This is a genomic window from Flavobacterium fluviale (genome assembly GCF_003312915.1).
GTDB classification, from domain to species: Bacteria; Bacteroidota; Bacteroidia; order Flavobacteriales; family Flavobacteriaceae; genus Flavobacterium; species Flavobacterium fluviale.
Window position 1 is genome coordinate 1243481 of record NZ_CP030261.1, and the last position, 15866, is coordinate 1259346.

A 15866-nucleotide genomic window follows, 5' to 3' on the forward strand; every position below is an offset into this window, starting at 1 on the left:
AGTAATAATATTATTGAGCTAAAAATATATAGGAAACAATTGCACAAAGTCCTAAAACAAAAACAAATAGATATAATCCTATACTTCCGGTTTGTAATTTTTTTCCTTGGAAAGCAATTTCGTTTGCTATTTTACCTAATCCAAAAACAAGAGCAGATAATCCTGTTTCGATGTAGTCTCTAAAGAATTTAGATAAACTATTAACAGGTGCTACAAATATTGCATCGTAAATTTCGTCTACATAATATTTGTTGTATAACACTTTGCTTAGACCAGTAATGTTTTCATCAGATTCTGGAACATTATCTTGTTTAAAGTATTTCACATAAGCAATTAAAATTCCAATTAATCCGCCTAAAACAGCGACACCCATTAGAGTATATTCTGTTGTGCCTAAATGATGTTCTTCACCTGCTACTTTTGTGAAAAGAGGAGCAAGGTAACCGTTTAACCAGCTGTTTCCAGGTAAACTGATTAATCCGCCAAAAGTCGCTAGAATAGCTAAAATGATAAGCGGAATTGTAATTAATGAACCACTTTCGTGTAGATGATGTTTTTGCTCTTCAGTTCCTCTAAATTCTTTGAAGAAAGTCAAGAACATTAAACGGAACATATAGAAAGCTGTCATGATTGAAGCAATAGATCCAACAACATATAATGGAATACTGTGGTGGAAGGCTGTCAATAAAATTTCGTCTTTAGAAAAGAATCCAGAGAAGAATGGGACTCCTGAAATTGCCAATGAGGAAATTAACATAGTCCAGAAAGTAATTGGCATTGCTTTACGCAGTCCACCCATTTTACGCATATCTTGCTCTCCGTGTAATCCGTGAATTACAGATCCAGAACCTAAGAATAAACAAGCTTTAAAGAAAGCGTGCGTGATTACGTGAAATACTGCTACTTCGTAAGCTCCAAATCCTAATGCTAAAAACATTAAACCTAATTGAGAAACTGTAGAATAAGCCAGTACTTTTTTAATATCAGTTTGAACTAAACCAATTGTAGCAGCAACTAATGAAGTGATTGCTCCAATAATTGCAATTACATTTTGAACATCTGTTGCTAGGTCAAAAACAAAGTTTAATCTTGTTACCATGAAAATACCAGCAGTTACCATCGTAGCAGCGTGAATTAACGCAGAAACTGGAGTTGGTCCAGCCATCGCATCAGGTAACCAAGTGTATAATGGAATTTGAGCAGATTTACCACAAGCGCCAATAAATAAACATAAAGCAGCTAAAGAAAGTAAAGAGTAATCTAAGTTAGAAGCTCCAGCAATTGCCGTTTTTAAAGTTGCATAATCTAATGTTGAGAACATCGAACCGATAATGAACATACCGATTAATAAACCTAAATCTCCAATTCTGTTCATGATGAAAGCTTTTTTCGCAGCATCATTGTAATCTTGGTTTTTATGCCAGAATCCAATTAATAGGTAAGAACAAAGTCCAACACCTTCCCATCCGATGAAAAGAACTAATAAGTTGCTTCCAATTACAAGTGTAATCATGAAGAAAACGAACAAGTTTAAGTAAGCAAAAAACTTGTGCATGTTTTCGTCATCATGCATGTAACTAATAGAGTATAAATGAATCAAAGATCCGATTCCAGTTACGAAAAGTAACCAAAGAACAGATAATTGATCTAATAAAAATCCAAGATTGATTTTTAAGTTGCTAATTTGAATCCAATCAAATAAAGTAACCTCAATTCCTTTTCCAGTCGAAGTTATTTGATTAAAAAGTAAAAGAGAAACTACAAAAGAAATTGCTACGGCAACAGTCCCGATGGCACCAGAAACCGTTTTTCCTAAGCTTTTTCCAAAAAAGACATTTACTAGAAAACCTAGTAAAGGAGTTAAAACTAAAATTAAAGCTAAATTGGTATCCATTTCTGATTATCCTTTTAAATTTTTTAAATTATCGATACTAATTGAGCCTATATTTCTAAAGATAGAAACTAAAATGGCCAATCCTACCGCAACTTCGGCTGCAGCAACCGCCATCGAGAAAAACACAAAAACTTGTCCTTGTGCGTCTTGATGATAAGTTGAAAAAGCAACAAATAAAAGGTTTACCGCATTCAACATAATTTCGATAGACATGAAAACGATAATAGCATTTCGTCTGTACAATACACCAAAAATACCAATACAGAAAAGTACAACACTTAAAAAGATGTAGTTTTCAATACCTATTTGATTTAATATATTACCCATTATTTATTATTTAATTTTTCTTTTTTAGACAATAGAACTGTTCCAATCATTGCAACCAAAAGTAAGATTGAAGCAAATTCGAACGGAACCATATATTCGTTCAATAATATTTTACCTAAAACTTTAATCGATTGGAAATCTTCTCCTGTAGAATCGTATTCGCCAACAATTGGTTTAGAATTGATGAAAAGCGCAATTAAAACGATTAATATTAAACAGAAAGATACAATTGCACCTAAACGTGTAATTCTAGGACGGTGTACTTCTCGCTGTTCGTTCAGGTTCATCAACATGATGGTAAACAGGAACAGAATCATAATAGCTCCAGAGTAGACTATTATATGTACAACTGCTAAGAACTGTGAATTTAATAATAAATAATGACCAGCAATTGAAAAGAAACAGATCACTAAGTAAATAGCCGAGTGAATTGGATTTCTACTGAAAATTGTCAAGAAAGCAGTAATAACGGTAATAAACGCTAAAAAGCAAAAGATAACTTGAATAGTAGTTGCGTGCGCAAAATCAGGAATATGTATCATTTTTAGTTAGCGTTTTTAAGTTGAGCATTTTTCATAGCCATTTCTAAAGGCATCACTAATTTGTCTTTTCCGAAAATGAAATCTTCTCTTTCGTAACTTGCAGGAACTAAAACTTTAGAAGTCGTTAAGTAAATAGCGTCTTTTGGACAAGCTTCTTCACATAAACCGCAGAAAATACAACGAAGCATATTTATTTCGTAGATTTCAGCGTATTTCTCTTCTCTATACAAATGCTTTTCATCAGCTTTACGTTCAGCAGCTTTCATTGTAATAGCTTCTGCTGGGCATGACAAAGCACACAATCCGCAGGCAGTACAGTTTTCACGACCTTGCTCATCGCGTTTCAACATATGCTGGCCACGATAAACTGGACTCATTGTACGTACTTGCTCAGGATAGTGAATAGTCACTTTTTTTCTGAATAAATGTTTCAACGTGATAAACAATCCTTTTACAATCGCCACAAGATACATTCGCTCTAAAAAAGTCATCTCTTTATTAGAGACCATCTTTTTTCTACCCGATAATGATATAGTTTCTATTGACATTTTTACTATTATATTTTATGATTTATAATTTGAGGTAATCAAATTCAAAATCTATTTTGTTTTTATTTGAAGCTTAATCCTGCTATTCACTGAATCTTTTATTGTTCACAATAAAAGGATATTGCTTATAGAAGGGCTAATGCAATACGGTTCTTAGAATCCTAAAGCTGCTGCAATATCGTGTCTTAAGATAACAGCGCCCGTAATCATAATATTAATAATCGAAAGCGGAATTAAAATTCTCCAGCCTAAGTTCATTAATTGGTCATATCTAAATCTTGGAATAGTCCAACGAACCCACATGTAGAAAAATATGAAGAAACATATTTTGGCAAACAATACTGCGATCCCTAATAAGTTACCAGCATTAACGCCAACATTTTCTACCATCCACTCCATTCCTGGATAATTATATCCTCCAAAGAATAACACCGAAATAATAGTTGCAGAAGTAAACATACTCGCATATTCAGCAAATAAATAGAATCCCATTTTCATTGACGAATATTCTGTGTGGTAACCTCCAATTAATTCTGATTCACATTCTGCTAAGTCAAAAGGTGTTCTGTTAGTTTCTGCAAACGAACAAATTAAGAAAATTAAAAACGACAAAGGCTGATAGAAAACATTCCAGTTCATTCCTTGCTGTTGTAATGACATTTCTTTTAAGCTCATTGTTCCTGTCATCATCAATAATGCAATCATCGATAATCCCATTGCAATCTCGTAAGAAACCATTTGAGATGCTGCACGAACAGCTCCCATTAATGAGAATTTATTGTTAGAAGCCCATCCTCCGATCATGATACCATAAACTCCAACAGAAAGCACTCCAAATATGTATAGTAAAGCAATATTAATATCAGTTGCCTGAAGAATTACTTCTCTTCCAAAAACATGAAGTCTGTCTCCCCAAGGAATAACAGCACTTGTCATTAAGGCTGTACTCATTGCAATTGCCGGACCTACAACAAATAAAAATCTATTTGGAGTATTTGGAAAAAATTCTTCTTTAGAAAATAATTTCATACCATCGGCAAGCGGCTGTAATAAACCTCCCCAACCTGCACGGTTTGGTCCAACACGGTCTTGCAAGAAAGCGGCAACCTTACGTTCAGCCCAAGTAGAATACATCGCCATAATCATTGTTATGGCAAAAACCACAACAATTACAACACTCTTTTCTATAATAAACGCACCATCTACCATCGTTAAGAATTTTTGTTGTTAGTGTTTAATGGAATTTCAGCCATACTAATTTTTTTACGGTCAACATCTCTACCCATAAGAATATTCTTTTCAGTATCGATTTGTACTTTTTCTAATTTTTGAGTGTAGTTATTTTGGTTGATAACAGAATCTTTTTCAAACTCTCGTGGTCCTTCAATAACCCAGTCATTTACATCTTTGTGATCAAAACGACAGCTGTTGCAAATGAATTCCTCAACTTCATGGTACTCATCTTTACGACCAGTTACACGTTGAATTTCTCCACCAAACATCCAAACAGTAGTTTTACCACAGCATCCTGGAGTTGTACATTCTCTATGTGCGTTATAAGGTTTGTTAAACCAAACTCTTGATTTAAAACGGAAGGTTTTATCTGTCAATGCTCCAACTGGACAAACGTCAATCATGTTTCCAGAAAACTCATTGTCGATTGCTTTAGAAATTCCTGTTGAAATATTAGCATGGTCTCCACGATCTAATACTCCGTGAACTCTGTTGTCTGTCAGTTGATCTGCAACTTGTACACATCTTTGGCATAGAATGCAACGGTTCATATGCAGTTGAATATTTGGACCAATATCTTCTGGTTCAAATGTTCTTTTTTCTTCAATATAACGTGATTTTGGATTTCCATGTTCAAAACTTAAGTTTTGAAGATCGCATTCTCCAGCCTGATCACATATAGGACAGTCTAACGGGTGGTTAATCAATAAAAATTCTGTCACTGATTTACGCGCTTCGGTAACTCTCGCAGAAGATTTACTGTTTACTTCCATTCCGTCCATACATCCTGTTACACAAGATGCCATTAATTTTGGCATTGGTCTTGGGTCAGCTTCACTACCTTTAGAAACTTCAACTAAACAGCAACGACATTTTCCACCGCTGCCTTTTAATTTTGAGTAATAGCACATGGCTGGCGGTACCAAATCTCCACCAATCATACGTGCAGCCTGCAGGATCGTTGTTCCTGACTCTACGTCTATACTTTGACCGTCTATGGTTACTTTCATCTCTTATTTTGTTTTTTTAGTTTCATGTTTAAAGTTTCATGTTGCTGGACTTGAAACTATAATGACGTGAAACTTGAAACTATTTTAAACTTATTTGTTGAAAGTCGGAATATTGAAAAGAATTGCTGTCCTTTTTAACATTATGAACTTTATAACTTTCTGCTTTTTATTTTTATACGATTACTTTACCTCCTACTAAATGCTTCACTTGCGAAAAAGGTTCAGCAACAAAGTGATCTCTATTTTTGATTTTTTCAGGGAAACGAACATGATATTCAAATTCATCTCTAAAGTGACGAATCGCTGCTGCTACTGGCCAAGAAGCGGCGTCACCAAGCGGACAAATTGTGTTTCCTTCTATTTTACTTTGAATGCTCCACAATAATTCGATGTCCTCTTCGCGGCCTTGACCGTTTTCGATTCTCCATAAAATTTTTTCCAACCATCCTGTTCCTTCACGGCAAGGCGTACATTGTCCGCAAGATTCGTGGTGATAGAAACGCGCAAAGTTCCAAGTGTTTCTTACCACACATGCAGTATCGTTATATACAATGAATCCTCCAGAACCTAACATAGATCCAGTTGCAAAGCCACCATCACTTAAAGATTCGTAAGTCATTAAACGATCTTCACCATTTGCTGTTTTGAAAATCAAATCTGCTGGTAAAATTGGCACAGAAGATCCTCCTGGCACAAATGCTTTTAATGGACGGCTAGAAGACATTCCTCCTAAATATTCATCAGAATTCATGAATTCGTCAACACTTAAACCTAATTCAATTTCGTAAACTCCAGGGTTTTTGATGTGTCCAGATGCAGAAATTAATTTAGTTCCTGTAGAACGTCCAATTCCAATTTTAGCATAATCGTCCCCAGAATTGTTTACAATCCAAGGCACCGTTGCAATAGTTTCAACATTGTTTACCACTGTAGGGTTTGCCCAAAGTCCTGAAACTGCTGGGAAAGGTGGTTTAATACGAGGATTTCCTCTTTTACCTTCTAAAGACTCAATAAGTGCAGTTTCTTCTCCACAGATATAAGCTCCAGCTCCACAGTGAACGTGAAGTTCAAGATCGTAACCTGAACCTAATATATTTTTTCCTAACCATCCTGCAGCTTTAGCTTCAGCGATTGCTCTTTCTAAAATTTTGAAAACCCACATATATTCTCCACGAATGTAGATATAGGAAAGGTTAGCTCCCAATGCGTAGCTTGAAGTAATCATTCCTTCGATCAATAAGTGAGGAATATATTCCATCAAAAAGCGATCTTTAAAAGTTCCTGGTTCAGATTCGTCAGCGTTACAAACTAAGTGTCTTGGTCTTCCTGATTTTTTGTCAATAAAGCTCCATTTCATTCCAGCAGGGAAACCTGCACCACCACGGCCGCGAAGCCCCGATTTTTTTACTTCTTCAGTAACTTCATCTGGTGTAAGAGTTTTTAAAGCTTTTTCTACAGATGCATAACCACCATTTTGGCGATATACTTCGTAGGTTTTAATTCCAGGAATATTGATTTTATCTAATAATATTTTTTGTGACATCTTATTTATCGTGTAATATTATTTTATCATCTCTACAATCAGCAATAATCTGATCGATTTTTTCTTCTGTCAATTTCTCTTTGTAGAAATCTCCCAGCTGCATCATTGGAGCATATCCGCAGGCACCTAAACATTCTACGCCAGCAATGGTAAACATTCCGTCTGGAGTTGTTTCGCCCATTTTAATGCCTAATTTTTCAGAAGTATAGTCCATTAAATCTTCGGCACCACGCAGGCAGCAGCAAGAAGTCTGGCAGAACTCAAACATATACTTACCAATTGGCTTTTGGTTGAACATGGTGTAAAAAGTAACCACTTCATAAACTTCAATCGGTTTTATCTGAAGAATTTCAGCAACTTTATCTTGAAGTTCAGTACTAAGCCAGTTGTTGTGTGCATCCTGAACTTCATGCAAAACAGGCAGTAAAGCCGATTTTTGTTTGCCCTCAGGATAATGACTGATCAATTCATTGATGCGGTTCATCAATGCTTCAGTCATGTTTATTTCTTGTTTGTAATGTTTACGTTCCATTTTTAATTTTAGATTTCAGATTTTAGATTTCAGATTTTTTCAATCTTTCTCTACAATCCATGATTCTTCAATCATTGTTTAAGTTTTAGATTCTTCAATCTGAATTTTTCAATTCCTAATTATAATTTTAAATCTAAATTCTAAAATCTGCATTCTCAATAAGCAATCTAAAATCTAAAATCTAAAATCTACACTGTTTTAGGCGTCTAATTCTCCGGCAATTACATTTAAGCTTGATAAAATAACAATTGCATCAGAAAGTAAAGCACCTTTAATCATTTCTGGATATGCTTGGTAATAAATAAAGCATGGTCTTCTGAAATGTAATCTATATGGGGTTCTGCTTCCGTCTGTAACTAAATAAAAACCGATTTCTCCGTTTCCTCCTTCAACTGGGTGGTAAATTTCTGCAACTGGTACAGGAACTTCTCCCATTACAATCTTAAAGTGATAAATTAAAGATTCCATAGAAGTGTAAACATCTTCTTTTGGAGGAAGGTAGTAATCTGGAACTTCAGCATGATATTCGTTTCCTGAAGGCATTTTATCTAATGCTTGACGAATAATGCTTAAACTTTCCCAAACTTCAGCATTACGAACACAGAAACGATCATAAGTATCTCCTGATTTTCCAACAGGAACAATAAAATCGAAATCTTCGTAAGATGAATATGGCTGTGCAACACGAACATCATAATCAACACCCGCAGCACGTAAGTTTGGACCTGTAAATCCGTAAGCCATTGCTTGTTCAGCAGAAATTGCACCTACATTTACAGTTCTATCAAGGAAAATTCTATTTCTTTCAAATAAGTTTTCGAATTCTTTCCAAGCAACTGGAAATTCTTCAAGGAAAGTGTCTAGTTTTTTGAAAGCTTCTGGAGACCAGTCTCTTTCAAAACCACCAATTCTTCCCATATTTGTAGTTAAACGAGCTCCACAAATTTCTTCGTAGATTTCGTAGATTTTTTCTCTAAATTGAAAAACGTATAAGAAACCAGTATACGCACCAGTATCTACACCCAAAATCGAGTTACAGATTAAGTGGTCTGTAATACGAGCCAATTCCATTACGATAACTCTTAAATACTGCGCTCTTTTTGGAACTTCAATACCTAATAATTTTTCTAAAGTCATCCACCATCCCATATTGTTAATAGGAGAGGAACAATAGTTCATACGGTCTGTAAGAGGTGTAATTTGATAAAAAGGACGATTTTCGGCGATTTTTTCGAAAGCTCTGTGGATGTAACCAATAGTTGGTTCAGCCTCAAGAATTCTCTCCCCGTCCATCAATAGTATATTTTGAAAAATACCGTGTGTTGCAGGGTGTGTCGGACCTAAATTCAGAACTGAAAGCTCGCTTCCGTCTTCGTTTAGTTTCTCCTTAATTATTTTAGCATAACGATGCTCTGGTGGTAATAATAGTTCTGACATTTTATAATGTTGAATTATTTATTTTTTAGCAATTTGTTGTTGTTCTTCCAAAGAATCTGTCATCTTTATCAGTTCTTCCGCTGTCTTCCATTGGGAATTCTTTTCTCATAGGGAAAGACACCATTTCGTCCATATTCAAAATACGTTTCAATTGTGGGTGGCCAATAAAATTGACACCAAAGAAATCGTATGTTTCTCTTTCCATCCAGTTTGAACTTAAAAAGATATTTGAAATTGATTTGATTTCTGGTTTTTCACCATTTAGAAAAACTTTGATCTTTAATCTTTTGTTTTCGTACCAATTGTGCAGGTGGTATACAACTGCAAATTGACGCTCTGCTTCATTGTCTGGATAATGAATACCACACAAATCCGTTAAGAAATGAAAACGTAATTCTGGATCGTTTTTAAGGAATAAAATCAACGCTGTAATTTTATCAGCCGAAGCTTCTAAAGAAAAAATATCTCTTTCTTGTTGAAAGTTAAAAACATCGTTATTAAATGTTTCTGTAAGTTTATCTTGAATCTGGGTATTTTCTAAAGCCATCTTATGAGATATTATATGAAGCTAATAATTCTTGGTATTCTGGTGAGCTTCTGCGTCTCACAGATTCGCTTTTTACCAATTCTTGAAGTCTCATTACTCCATCTACGATTTGTTCTGGTCTTGGAGGGCATCCTGGTACATAAACATCAACAGGAATAACTTTGTCAATTCCTTGAAGAACAGAATAAGTATCAAATATTCCTCCTGAAGAAGCACATGCTCCAACTGCAATTACCCAGCGAGGTTCTGACATCTGCTCGTATACTTGTCTTAAGATAGGTGCCATTTTTTTTGAAATAGTTCCCATTACTAATAACATATCTGCCTGACGAGGAGAAAAACTCACACGTTCAGATCCAAATCGTGCCAAATCGTAATGTGAAGCCATTGTTGCCATAAACTCAATTCCGCAGCAAGATGTTGCAAAAGGTAAAGGCCAAAGAGAATTCGCGCGTGCTAAACCAACAACATCATTAAGTTTTGTAGCGAAGAAACCTTCTCCTACAACTCCTTCCGGTGGCGCAACCATATTTACTTTTGAATCGCTCATTTTATTTTAGATTTCTGATTTTAGATTTTAGATTCATTGAAATCGTAAAAAGTAAAATCAATTTTTTAAATCAGTTTTGTTGAGGATCAAATCTTAAATTTTAATTCTAAATCTTTTTAAATCTAAAATCAGAAATCTAAAATCTAAAATCTCTAAATTATTCCCACTCTAGTGCTTTCTTTTTGATAATGTAAAAGAAACCAACTAAAAGTAATGACATGAAAACTAACATTTTCAGCATTCCTTCAATTCCTAAATCTTTGAAGTTTACTGCCCAAGGGTAAAGGAAAATTACCTCCACGTCGAACAATACAAATAAAATGGCAACTAGGAAGTATTTTACAGAAAACGGAATACGGGCATTACCAACAGATTCGACACCGCATTCAAAGTTCTTATCTTTAACTTCTGAGGTTCTTCTTGGTCCTAATTTTCCAGAAATAATGATTGTTCCTACCACAAAACCAACAGCTAGAATAAACTGCATTAAAATAGGAATGTAACTGTATTGATCTGATTGCATAAACTTCGATTTTTTACTTAAAAAATGAGCCACAAAGATAACTTTCAACTCTGTAAAACACAAGCTAAAAAAGGTTTTAAGTAGGGTGCGAAACGGCGTTTATGCCTAATTTTTATTGATTATAAATAACAGGGCGTTATTTTAATATTATTTTAAGAAAAGAGCAAAAAAAAACGTCTCGATATTAATCGAAACGTTTTCTAGACCATTCAGAGGCAAAAAAAATAAATTGCTATATTTTTCTTAGATTACTGCTACTTTAGCAGCAACTTTCCCTTTTCTTCCTTCTTCTTCTTCATAGCTTACACGGTCTCCTTCGCGTAATTCTTCCGCGTTAATTCCTGAAGCGTGAACGAAGATATCCTTTCCTGTTTCTTCGTCTGTAATGAATCCATAACCTTTAGATTCATTGAAAAATTTTACTGTACCTGTACGCATTGTAATTGTAATAATAATTTATAATAAAGCAAATGTAACATATAAATTCATACAAAAGACACTAAGGTGTTAATTTTTTGTAAAAATTATTGATTTCCAGTGTTTTTACGTGGTTTATTGCATCAAATTTTATATGAAATACCATAATTTGAGAATCATTTATTGTAGGAATATAAAAACAAGCTATTTGTAGGAATTCAATAATAATTTAAATTGGCAATTTGTGTGATTTTTAACTTCTTTTAAATAAATCTTTAAACTGATACAAGAGACGTTCAATAAGTCTTAAATCTTCAGTTATATTATCTGCATTTCCTTGCATTTCTTGTTTAAATAAAATTTTTTTGTTGGATGTTGTTTTTAATCCATTTGATAATGAAATATCAATCAATTGATTTCCTTCTTTATCAGGAATGAGTGAAATATTTTTTATTTGCCCCTTTAACATTCCAAATTCTCGGTGTGGGAAATCATTTAATTTAATATTTACTAACTGACCTATTTTTATTTTACCTGAATTTAAGGCTTTGGCTTTTAACTTACCTATATATATGGTGTTTGAAGTAGGGATAATGGAAAAAACATTATCACCAATATTTACAGTTTGGTTTTTGAACCAAATATCTAGAAAATTTACTTTTCCATGAATGGAAGATTTTAGGACATAATTTAATTCCCAATCATCAATTGATTCCTTTAGTAAATGAAATGCCTGAATTCTATTATTTTCAAGATTTGTATATTCCTTACTTTCATTAGTTAAAGTTGTTTTGCTATTTCGTTTTAATTCATTTAAAGATGATTTAAGTTGAGAAATATTACCTAGCAAAGTTTTATAACTCTTTTGGGATTGCAATTATAATAGTTGTTGTTTCTCAAACTCTTGAGTTGAATATATTCCTTTGTGATATAATGTTTCGTATCTTTTTAGATCATTTTTTTGAAGAAGCAATTCGTTTTGATTTATTTCTTTTTGCGATTCTATTTTCGTCTCCTCTTTATAATAGCCCAGATTAGGTAAATAAGCAATTCCATTCTTATTGTACGATTGTTCAATTTTAAGAGGTTCTTGATTATCAACGTATCCTTGGATTATTTCTTTCAGATTAAAATCGATATTTTTTTTTTGCGTTAAAGTATGCAAACAAAATAGGGTGTAAGAATATTTCCTCTTTCTCAAAGTCTAAATTTTCCAGCAACAGTTTGTCCTCCTGATAAATTAATAGTTTAATAGTGTTTATAAATTTACCGTTATCGGTTTGCTTTTCCATATAGTAATTTTAAATTTTCTGTCGTGCTGACATATGATAGGTATGGGTCCGTGGATGGGATTGTATTAATGTAAAGCCTTCAACAGTTAAAAATCATTATACAGGCAATAGAATTAATGATTACATGTAGAAGAATGGATGCTGACAGACCAAATTTTAATCTTAAAAGAATAAAGGCAAATCCTGCAAAAACTTTAGAAAACAAATATCCAAGTGTTATAATATTTGTTACATCAACTTCATTAAAATTGGGTAAATGAAATAATCCAAACAGGAGACATGATATATAAATCAAGAATTTAGAGTGTTTATTTTTTAAAGAGTTCTCATTTATTTTATGATTAAAAGCATTAATAAAAAGAAGAGAAAAAAAAGACGCAACTAACACATAGTAAAGAAATGTCGATAGAATGTAATTTTGATATAAAATGTAAAAAGTTAGGTAAGCAAAAAATAATACAACATTTAGTCGATTTACCTTGATGATTAATCTAAATATAATTTCTTCAATAACAGGTGCAATTATCGCAACTTTTAAAAATGTAACATTGACAGGTAAAATTATTTGATGGTGTCCCGCAAAGTAATGTTTCAAAATTCCTACTAATACTGATAAGAATATTAAAACTAGGATAAAGATAAAATTGTAGTAAAAAAACAATCTTAAATTACTTGATATTCCGATATATTCAATTGAGATTGGAGAATGGAAGAGCTGTCTTATATCCCTTTTTAAAATATGAAACATAGTACGATTTTTCTAATTTATTAAAGCTAACCTATGGAGAGTGCTAGTATAGATTGTAGATCTCCATAGGTTATTAATTATTAACGAACAAAACCTGTATCAAAAAGGAATTTGCCAACTGCTATTACCGCGTCTTTTAATGAATTGCAATCTCCATCATGACATGCATTTTCTGTCCCACCAGAAATTGATTCTAACAATTCTTCTGATGCTGTAGCTTCTGCTCTTTCTTTCAGAGCATCTAAACTTAATTTACTTATTTTGTTTATGTTTGTTAGACAATAACTTAAATTTACTTTATGAATCTCGCTACTGCAGTTAACTTATAAATAAGTAAGAATAATTTTATTTTCAAAATTGAAGATAAAGTTTAAAAATCCAGTTATCGTGTTTAGAATAAAAAATTATGTATTGGAATATCAATTTATGCATAAGAATTTTCCTATATTTGTGTATAATTTAAATTTTAGTTTATGAATATTGGTGAAAATATCAGAAAATGCAGAAGAGAAAAAGATATAAAAGCTGAAGTGGTTTTTGAAAAAATAGGAGTTAGCCAATCAACATATTCTAAAATTGAAAATAATAGATGTAAAATTGATATTGAAGTTTTAGTAAATATTGCTAACGCACTACAAGTAGATGTAAGTGTGCTATTAGGTATTGAAAAAAATGATATAAATACTGCTAACCAAGATGTGGTATTAAAATCTTTAGAAGAAAAAATTGAGTTATTAAAAGAGCAGAATTTGCTTTTGAAAAAAGAAATAAAATTGATAAAAAAGAGTGCTAAAAAAAGCGCCTGAAATTTTTTTTCAGGCGCTTTTGGGTATTTAATTTCTATAAATTTTAGATCGAATCAACTTTAATATGTAATTCTTTCAATTGTGCATTATCTATTGCTGCAGGGGCATCAATCATAACATCACGTCCAGAATTATTTTTAGGGAAAGCAATAAAATCTCTAATAGTTTCCTGACCTCCCAAAATAGCAACTAATCTATCTAATCCAAAAGCTAAACCACCGTGAGGCGGTGCTCCAAATTGAAAAGCGTCCATTAAGAAGCCAAATTGTGCTTTTGCCTCTTCTTCGGTAAATCCTAAATATTTAAACATTAACTGCTGCGTAGCTTTGTCGTGAATACGAATAGATCCTCCTCCAATTTCGTTTCCATTTAAAACCATATCATAAGCATTTGCACGAACTTTTCCTGGTTCTGTTTCCAATAATGCCATATCTTCTGGTTTAGGAGAAGTAAATGGATGGTGCATAGCATGATAACGGCCGCTTTCTTCGTCTAATTCTAATAATGGGAAATCTACAACCCATAATGGTGCAAATTCTTCTGGTTTACGCAATCCTAAACGAGTTGCTAATTCCATACGAAGTGCAGAAAGCTGTGCACGTGTTTTGTTTGCAGGACCCGAAAGTACAAAAATCATATCTCCAGGGTTTGCTTCTGTAGCTTTTGCCCAGTTTGTTAAATCCTCTTGGTCGTAGAATTTATCTACAGATGATTTAAAGGTACCGTCTTCGTTGCATTTTACGTAAACCATTCCTGATGCTCCAACTTGTGGACGCTTTACCCAGTCAATTAACCCGTCAATTTCTTTACGAGTATAATTTCCTGCTCCAGGAACTGCAATTCCGACAACTAATTCGGCACTATTAAAAACTGGAAATTCTTTATGTTGTGCAAATTCGTTTAATTCACCAAACTTCATTCCGAAACGGATGTCTGGTTTGTCGTTACCGTATGTTTTCATGGCATAGTCGTAGGTAATCCTTGGGAATTTATCTACTTCAATACCTTTAATTTCTTTTAATAAATGTCTTGTCAAACCTTCAAAAACATTCAAAATGTCTTCTTGTTCTACAAATGCCATTTCGCAGTCGATTTGTGTAAACTCCGGCTGACGGTCTGCGCGTAAATCTTCATCACGGAAACATTTCACGATTTGGAAATATTTATCCATTCCTCCAACCATCAACAATTGTTTGAAAGTTTGCGGTGATTGAGGCAAAGCATAAAACTGTCCTTCGTTCATACGGCTTGGTACAACGAAATCTCTTGCTCCTTCTGGAGTAGATTTAATTAAGTAAGGAGTTTCTACTTCGCAGAAGTCTAAATCTGATAAGTATTTACGAACTTCCATTGCCACTTTGTGACGGAATAATAAACTGTTTTTTACAGGATTTCTTCTGATATCTAAATAACGATATTTCATTCTGATATCTTCTCCACCGTCAGTTTCATCTTCAATTGTAAATGGAGGAGTTAAAGCAGTATTTAAAATCGTTAGTTCAGAAACTAAAATTTCGATTTCACCAGTTGGAATGTTTTTGTTTTTAGCTTCACGCTCAATTACAGTTCCTTTTACTTGAATAACAAATTCTCTTCCTAGAGTTTTAGCCAATTCAAAAACTGTTTTATCGGTACGGCTTTCATCAAAAATAAGTTGTGTAATTCCGTAACGGTCACGTAAGTCAACCCAATTCATAAATCCTTTATCGCGTGACTTTTGTACCCAGCCCGCTAGAGTAACTTCCGTATTAATATTTGAGGCATTTAGTTCGCCGCAATTATGACTTCTATACATGATGCAAATTTTAGACTGCAAAAGTAAACACAAAATTCAAATTAATATAGTAAAGTGATAAGTTGATGCAGAATAATTTTAAATATTTTGTTAATTCTTAAATTACGAAGCTTTAAATTCTT

The 15866-nt window shown here is 33.3% G+C and carries 18 protein-coding genes; 1 reads left to right on the forward strand and 17 read right to left on the reverse strand.

Translation table 11 applies throughout. The features are described from left to right. Positions 1-10: 10 nt before the first annotated feature. The 16 genes from nuoL to HYN86_RS21285 all read right to left on the reverse strand — a co-directional run bounded on the left by nuoL (position 11) and on the right by HYN86_RS21285 (position 13143). Positions 11-1894, reverse strand: coding sequence for an NADH-quinone oxidoreductase subunit L (gene nuoL, locus HYN86_RS05605; RefSeq protein ID WP_113677150.1), 1884 nt, complete (start codon positions 1892-1894; stop codon positions 11-13). A 6-nt stretch (positions 1895-1900) separates the two neighbouring features. Further along, positions 1901-2221 carry an NADH-quinone oxidoreductase subunit NuoK gene (gene nuoK, locus HYN86_RS05610; RefSeq protein WP_008466103.1) on the reverse strand — a complete coding sequence of 107 codons (321 nt, stop codon included), beginning with the start codon at positions 2219-2221 and terminating at the stop codon, positions 1901-1903. Further along, positions 2221-2763: an NADH-quinone oxidoreductase subunit J family protein gene (locus HYN86_RS05615; protein ID WP_113677151.1), complete on the reverse strand. Its 543-nt coding sequence runs from the start codon at positions 2761-2763 to the stop codon at positions 2221-2223. The genes nuoK and HYN86_RS05615 overlap by 1 nt, the downstream gene beginning before the upstream one ends. A 2-nt stretch (positions 2764-2765) precedes the next feature. Continuing rightward, on the reverse strand, positions 2766-3311 hold the full coding sequence (locus HYN86_RS05620; RefSeq protein WP_113677152.1) for a NuoI/complex I 23 kDa subunit family protein: 546 nt from the start codon (positions 3309-3311) through the stop codon (positions 2766-2768). A gap of 153 nt (positions 3312-3464) precedes the next feature. Next, positions 3465-4520 carry an NADH-quinone oxidoreductase subunit NuoH gene (nuoH, locus tag HYN86_RS05625; protein ID WP_113677153.1) on the reverse strand — a complete coding sequence of 352 codons (1056 nt, stop codon included), beginning with the start codon at positions 4518-4520 and terminating at the stop codon, positions 3465-3467. Between the two features lie 2 nt (positions 4521-4522). Next, entirely contained in the window at positions 4523-5554 is a 1032-nt protein-coding gene (locus HYN86_RS05630) for a 2Fe-2S iron-sulfur cluster-binding protein (RefSeq protein ID WP_113677154.1), read from the reverse strand. 172 nt (positions 5555-5726) lie between these two features. Further along, on the reverse strand, positions 5727-7097 hold the full coding sequence (gene nuoF / locus HYN86_RS05635) for an NADH-quinone oxidoreductase subunit NuoF (protein WP_113677155.1): 1371 nt from the start codon (positions 7095-7097) through the stop codon (positions 5727-5729). Position 7098: 1 nt separating this feature from the next. Beyond that, on the reverse strand, positions 7099-7629 hold the full coding sequence (locus HYN86_RS05640; RefSeq protein ID WP_113677156.1) for a complex I 24 kDa subunit family protein: 531 nt from the start codon (positions 7627-7629) through the stop codon (positions 7099-7101). A gap of 198 nt (positions 7630-7827) precedes the next feature. Further along, positions 7828-9066 carry an NADH-quinone oxidoreductase subunit D gene (locus HYN86_RS05645; RefSeq protein ID WP_113677157.1) on the reverse strand — a complete coding sequence of 413 codons (1239 nt, stop codon included), beginning with the start codon at positions 9064-9066 and terminating at the stop codon, positions 7828-7830. A gap of 25 nt (positions 9067-9091) precedes the next feature. Continuing rightward, entirely contained in the window at positions 9092-9613 is a 522-nt protein-coding gene (locus tag HYN86_RS05650) for an NADH-quinone oxidoreductase subunit C (RefSeq protein WP_113677158.1), read from the reverse strand. A gap of 1 nt (position 9614) precedes the next feature. Further along, complete coding sequence (locus HYN86_RS05655) at positions 9615-10163, reverse strand: NADH-quinone oxidoreductase subunit B (RefSeq protein ID WP_035646217.1); 549 nt, start codon at positions 10161-10163, stop codon at positions 9615-9617. 157 nt (positions 10164-10320) lie between these two features. Beyond that, entirely contained in the window at positions 10321-10686 is a 366-nt protein-coding gene (locus tag HYN86_RS05660) for an NADH-quinone oxidoreductase subunit A (protein WP_057115716.1), read from the reverse strand. Positions 10687-10929: 243 nt separating this feature from the next. Beyond that, complete coding sequence (locus tag HYN86_RS05665) at positions 10930-11124, reverse strand: cold-shock protein (protein ID WP_007137066.1); 195 nt, start codon at positions 11122-11124, stop codon at positions 10930-10932. A gap of 232 nt (positions 11125-11356) precedes the next feature. Continuing rightward, positions 11357-11953 (reverse strand): HlyD family secretion protein, encoded by a 597-nt coding sequence (locus HYN86_RS05670; RefSeq protein ID WP_162789300.1) that lies wholly within the window; start codon positions 11951-11953, stop codon positions 11357-11359. Positions 11954-11980: 27 nt separating this feature from the next. Next, a complete protein-coding gene (locus tag HYN86_RS05675) occupies positions 11981-12268 on the reverse strand; it encodes a hypothetical protein (RefSeq protein ID WP_113677160.1) in 288 nt (95 codons plus the stop codon). Between the two features lie 206 nt (positions 12269-12474). Then, positions 12475-13143, reverse strand: a complete 669-nt coding sequence (locus HYN86_RS21285; RefSeq protein WP_113677161.1) for a CPBP family glutamic-type intramembrane protease — start codon at positions 13141-13143, stop codon at positions 12475-12477. Positions 13144-13616: 473 nt separating this feature from the next. On the opposite strand from HYN86_RS21285, the gene HYN86_RS05685 reads away from it, so the two are divergent. Then, on the forward strand, positions 13617-13949 hold the full coding sequence (locus tag HYN86_RS05685) for a helix-turn-helix domain-containing protein (protein ID WP_113677162.1): 333 nt from the start codon (positions 13617-13619) through the stop codon (positions 13947-13949). Positions 13950-13992: 43 nt separating this feature from the next. Here the strand turns inward: HYN86_RS05685 and aspS are convergent, their stop codons facing one another. Then, positions 13993-15744 (reverse strand): aspartate--tRNA ligase, encoded by a 1752-nt coding sequence (gene aspS, locus HYN86_RS05690; RefSeq protein ID WP_113677163.1) that lies wholly within the window; start codon positions 15742-15744, stop codon positions 13993-13995. Between the last annotated feature and the right edge of the window lie 122 nt (positions 15745-15866).

What these genes read in the sequence shown, in the direction of transcription:
- aspS (WP_113677163.1), bottom strand. Translation starts at nt 15,744, where the DNA reads ATGTATAGAAGTCATAATTGCGGCGAACTAAATGCCTCAAATATTAAT.
- HYN86_RS05660 (WP_057115716.1), bottom strand. Translation starts at nt 10,686, where the DNA reads ATGCAATCAGATCAATACAGTTACATTCCTATTTTAATGCAGTTTATT.
- nuoL (WP_113677150.1), bottom strand. Translation starts at nt 1,894, where the DNA reads ATGGATACCAATTTAGCTTTAATTTTAGTTTTAACTCCTTTACTAGGT.
- nuoK (WP_008466103.1), bottom strand. Translation starts at nt 2,221, where the DNA reads ATGGGTAATATATTAAATCAAATAGGTATTGAAAACTACATCTTTTTA.
- HYN86_RS21285 (WP_113677161.1), bottom strand. Translation starts at nt 13,143, where the DNA reads ATGTTTCATATTTTAAAAAGGGATATAAGACAGCTCTTCCATTCTCCA.
- nuoF (WP_113677155.1), bottom strand. Translation starts at nt 7,097, where the DNA reads ATGTCACAAAAAATATTATTAGATAAAATCAATATTCCTGGAATTAAA.
- HYN86_RS05630 (WP_113677154.1), bottom strand. Translation starts at nt 5,554, where the DNA reads ATGAAAGTAACCATAGACGGTCAAAGTATAGACGTAGAGTCAGGAACA.
- HYN86_RS05650 (WP_113677158.1), bottom strand. Translation starts at nt 9,613, where the DNA reads ATGGCTTTAGAAAATACCCAGATTCAAGATAAACTTACAGAAACATTT.
- HYN86_RS05645 (WP_113677157.1), bottom strand. Translation starts at nt 9,066, where the DNA reads ATGTCAGAACTATTATTACCACCAGAGCATCGTTATGCTAAAATAATT.
- HYN86_RS05615 (WP_113677151.1), bottom strand. Translation starts at nt 2,763, where the DNA reads ATGATACATATTCCTGATTTTGCGCACGCAACTACTATTCAAGTTATC.
- HYN86_RS05640 (WP_113677156.1), bottom strand. Translation starts at nt 7,629, where the DNA reads ATGGAACGTAAACATTACAAACAAGAAATAAACATGACTGAAGCATTG.
- HYN86_RS05665 (WP_007137066.1), bottom strand. Translation starts at nt 11,124, where the DNA reads ATGCGTACAGGTACAGTAAAATTTTTCAATGAATCTAAAGGTTATGGA.
- HYN86_RS05620 (WP_113677152.1), bottom strand. Translation starts at nt 3,311, where the DNA reads ATGTCAATAGAAACTATATCATTATCGGGTAGAAAAAAGATGGTCTCT.
- HYN86_RS05685 (WP_113677162.1), top strand. Translation starts at nt 13,617, where the DNA reads ATGAATATTGGTGAAAATATCAGAAAATGCAGAAGAGAAAAAGATATA.
- nuoH (WP_113677153.1), bottom strand. Translation starts at nt 4,520, where the DNA reads ATGGTAGATGGTGCGTTTATTATAGAAAAGAGTGTTGTAATTGTTGTG.
- HYN86_RS05655 (WP_035646217.1), bottom strand. Translation starts at nt 10,163, where the DNA reads ATGAGCGATTCAAAAGTAAATATGGTTGCGCCACCGGAAGGAGTTGTA.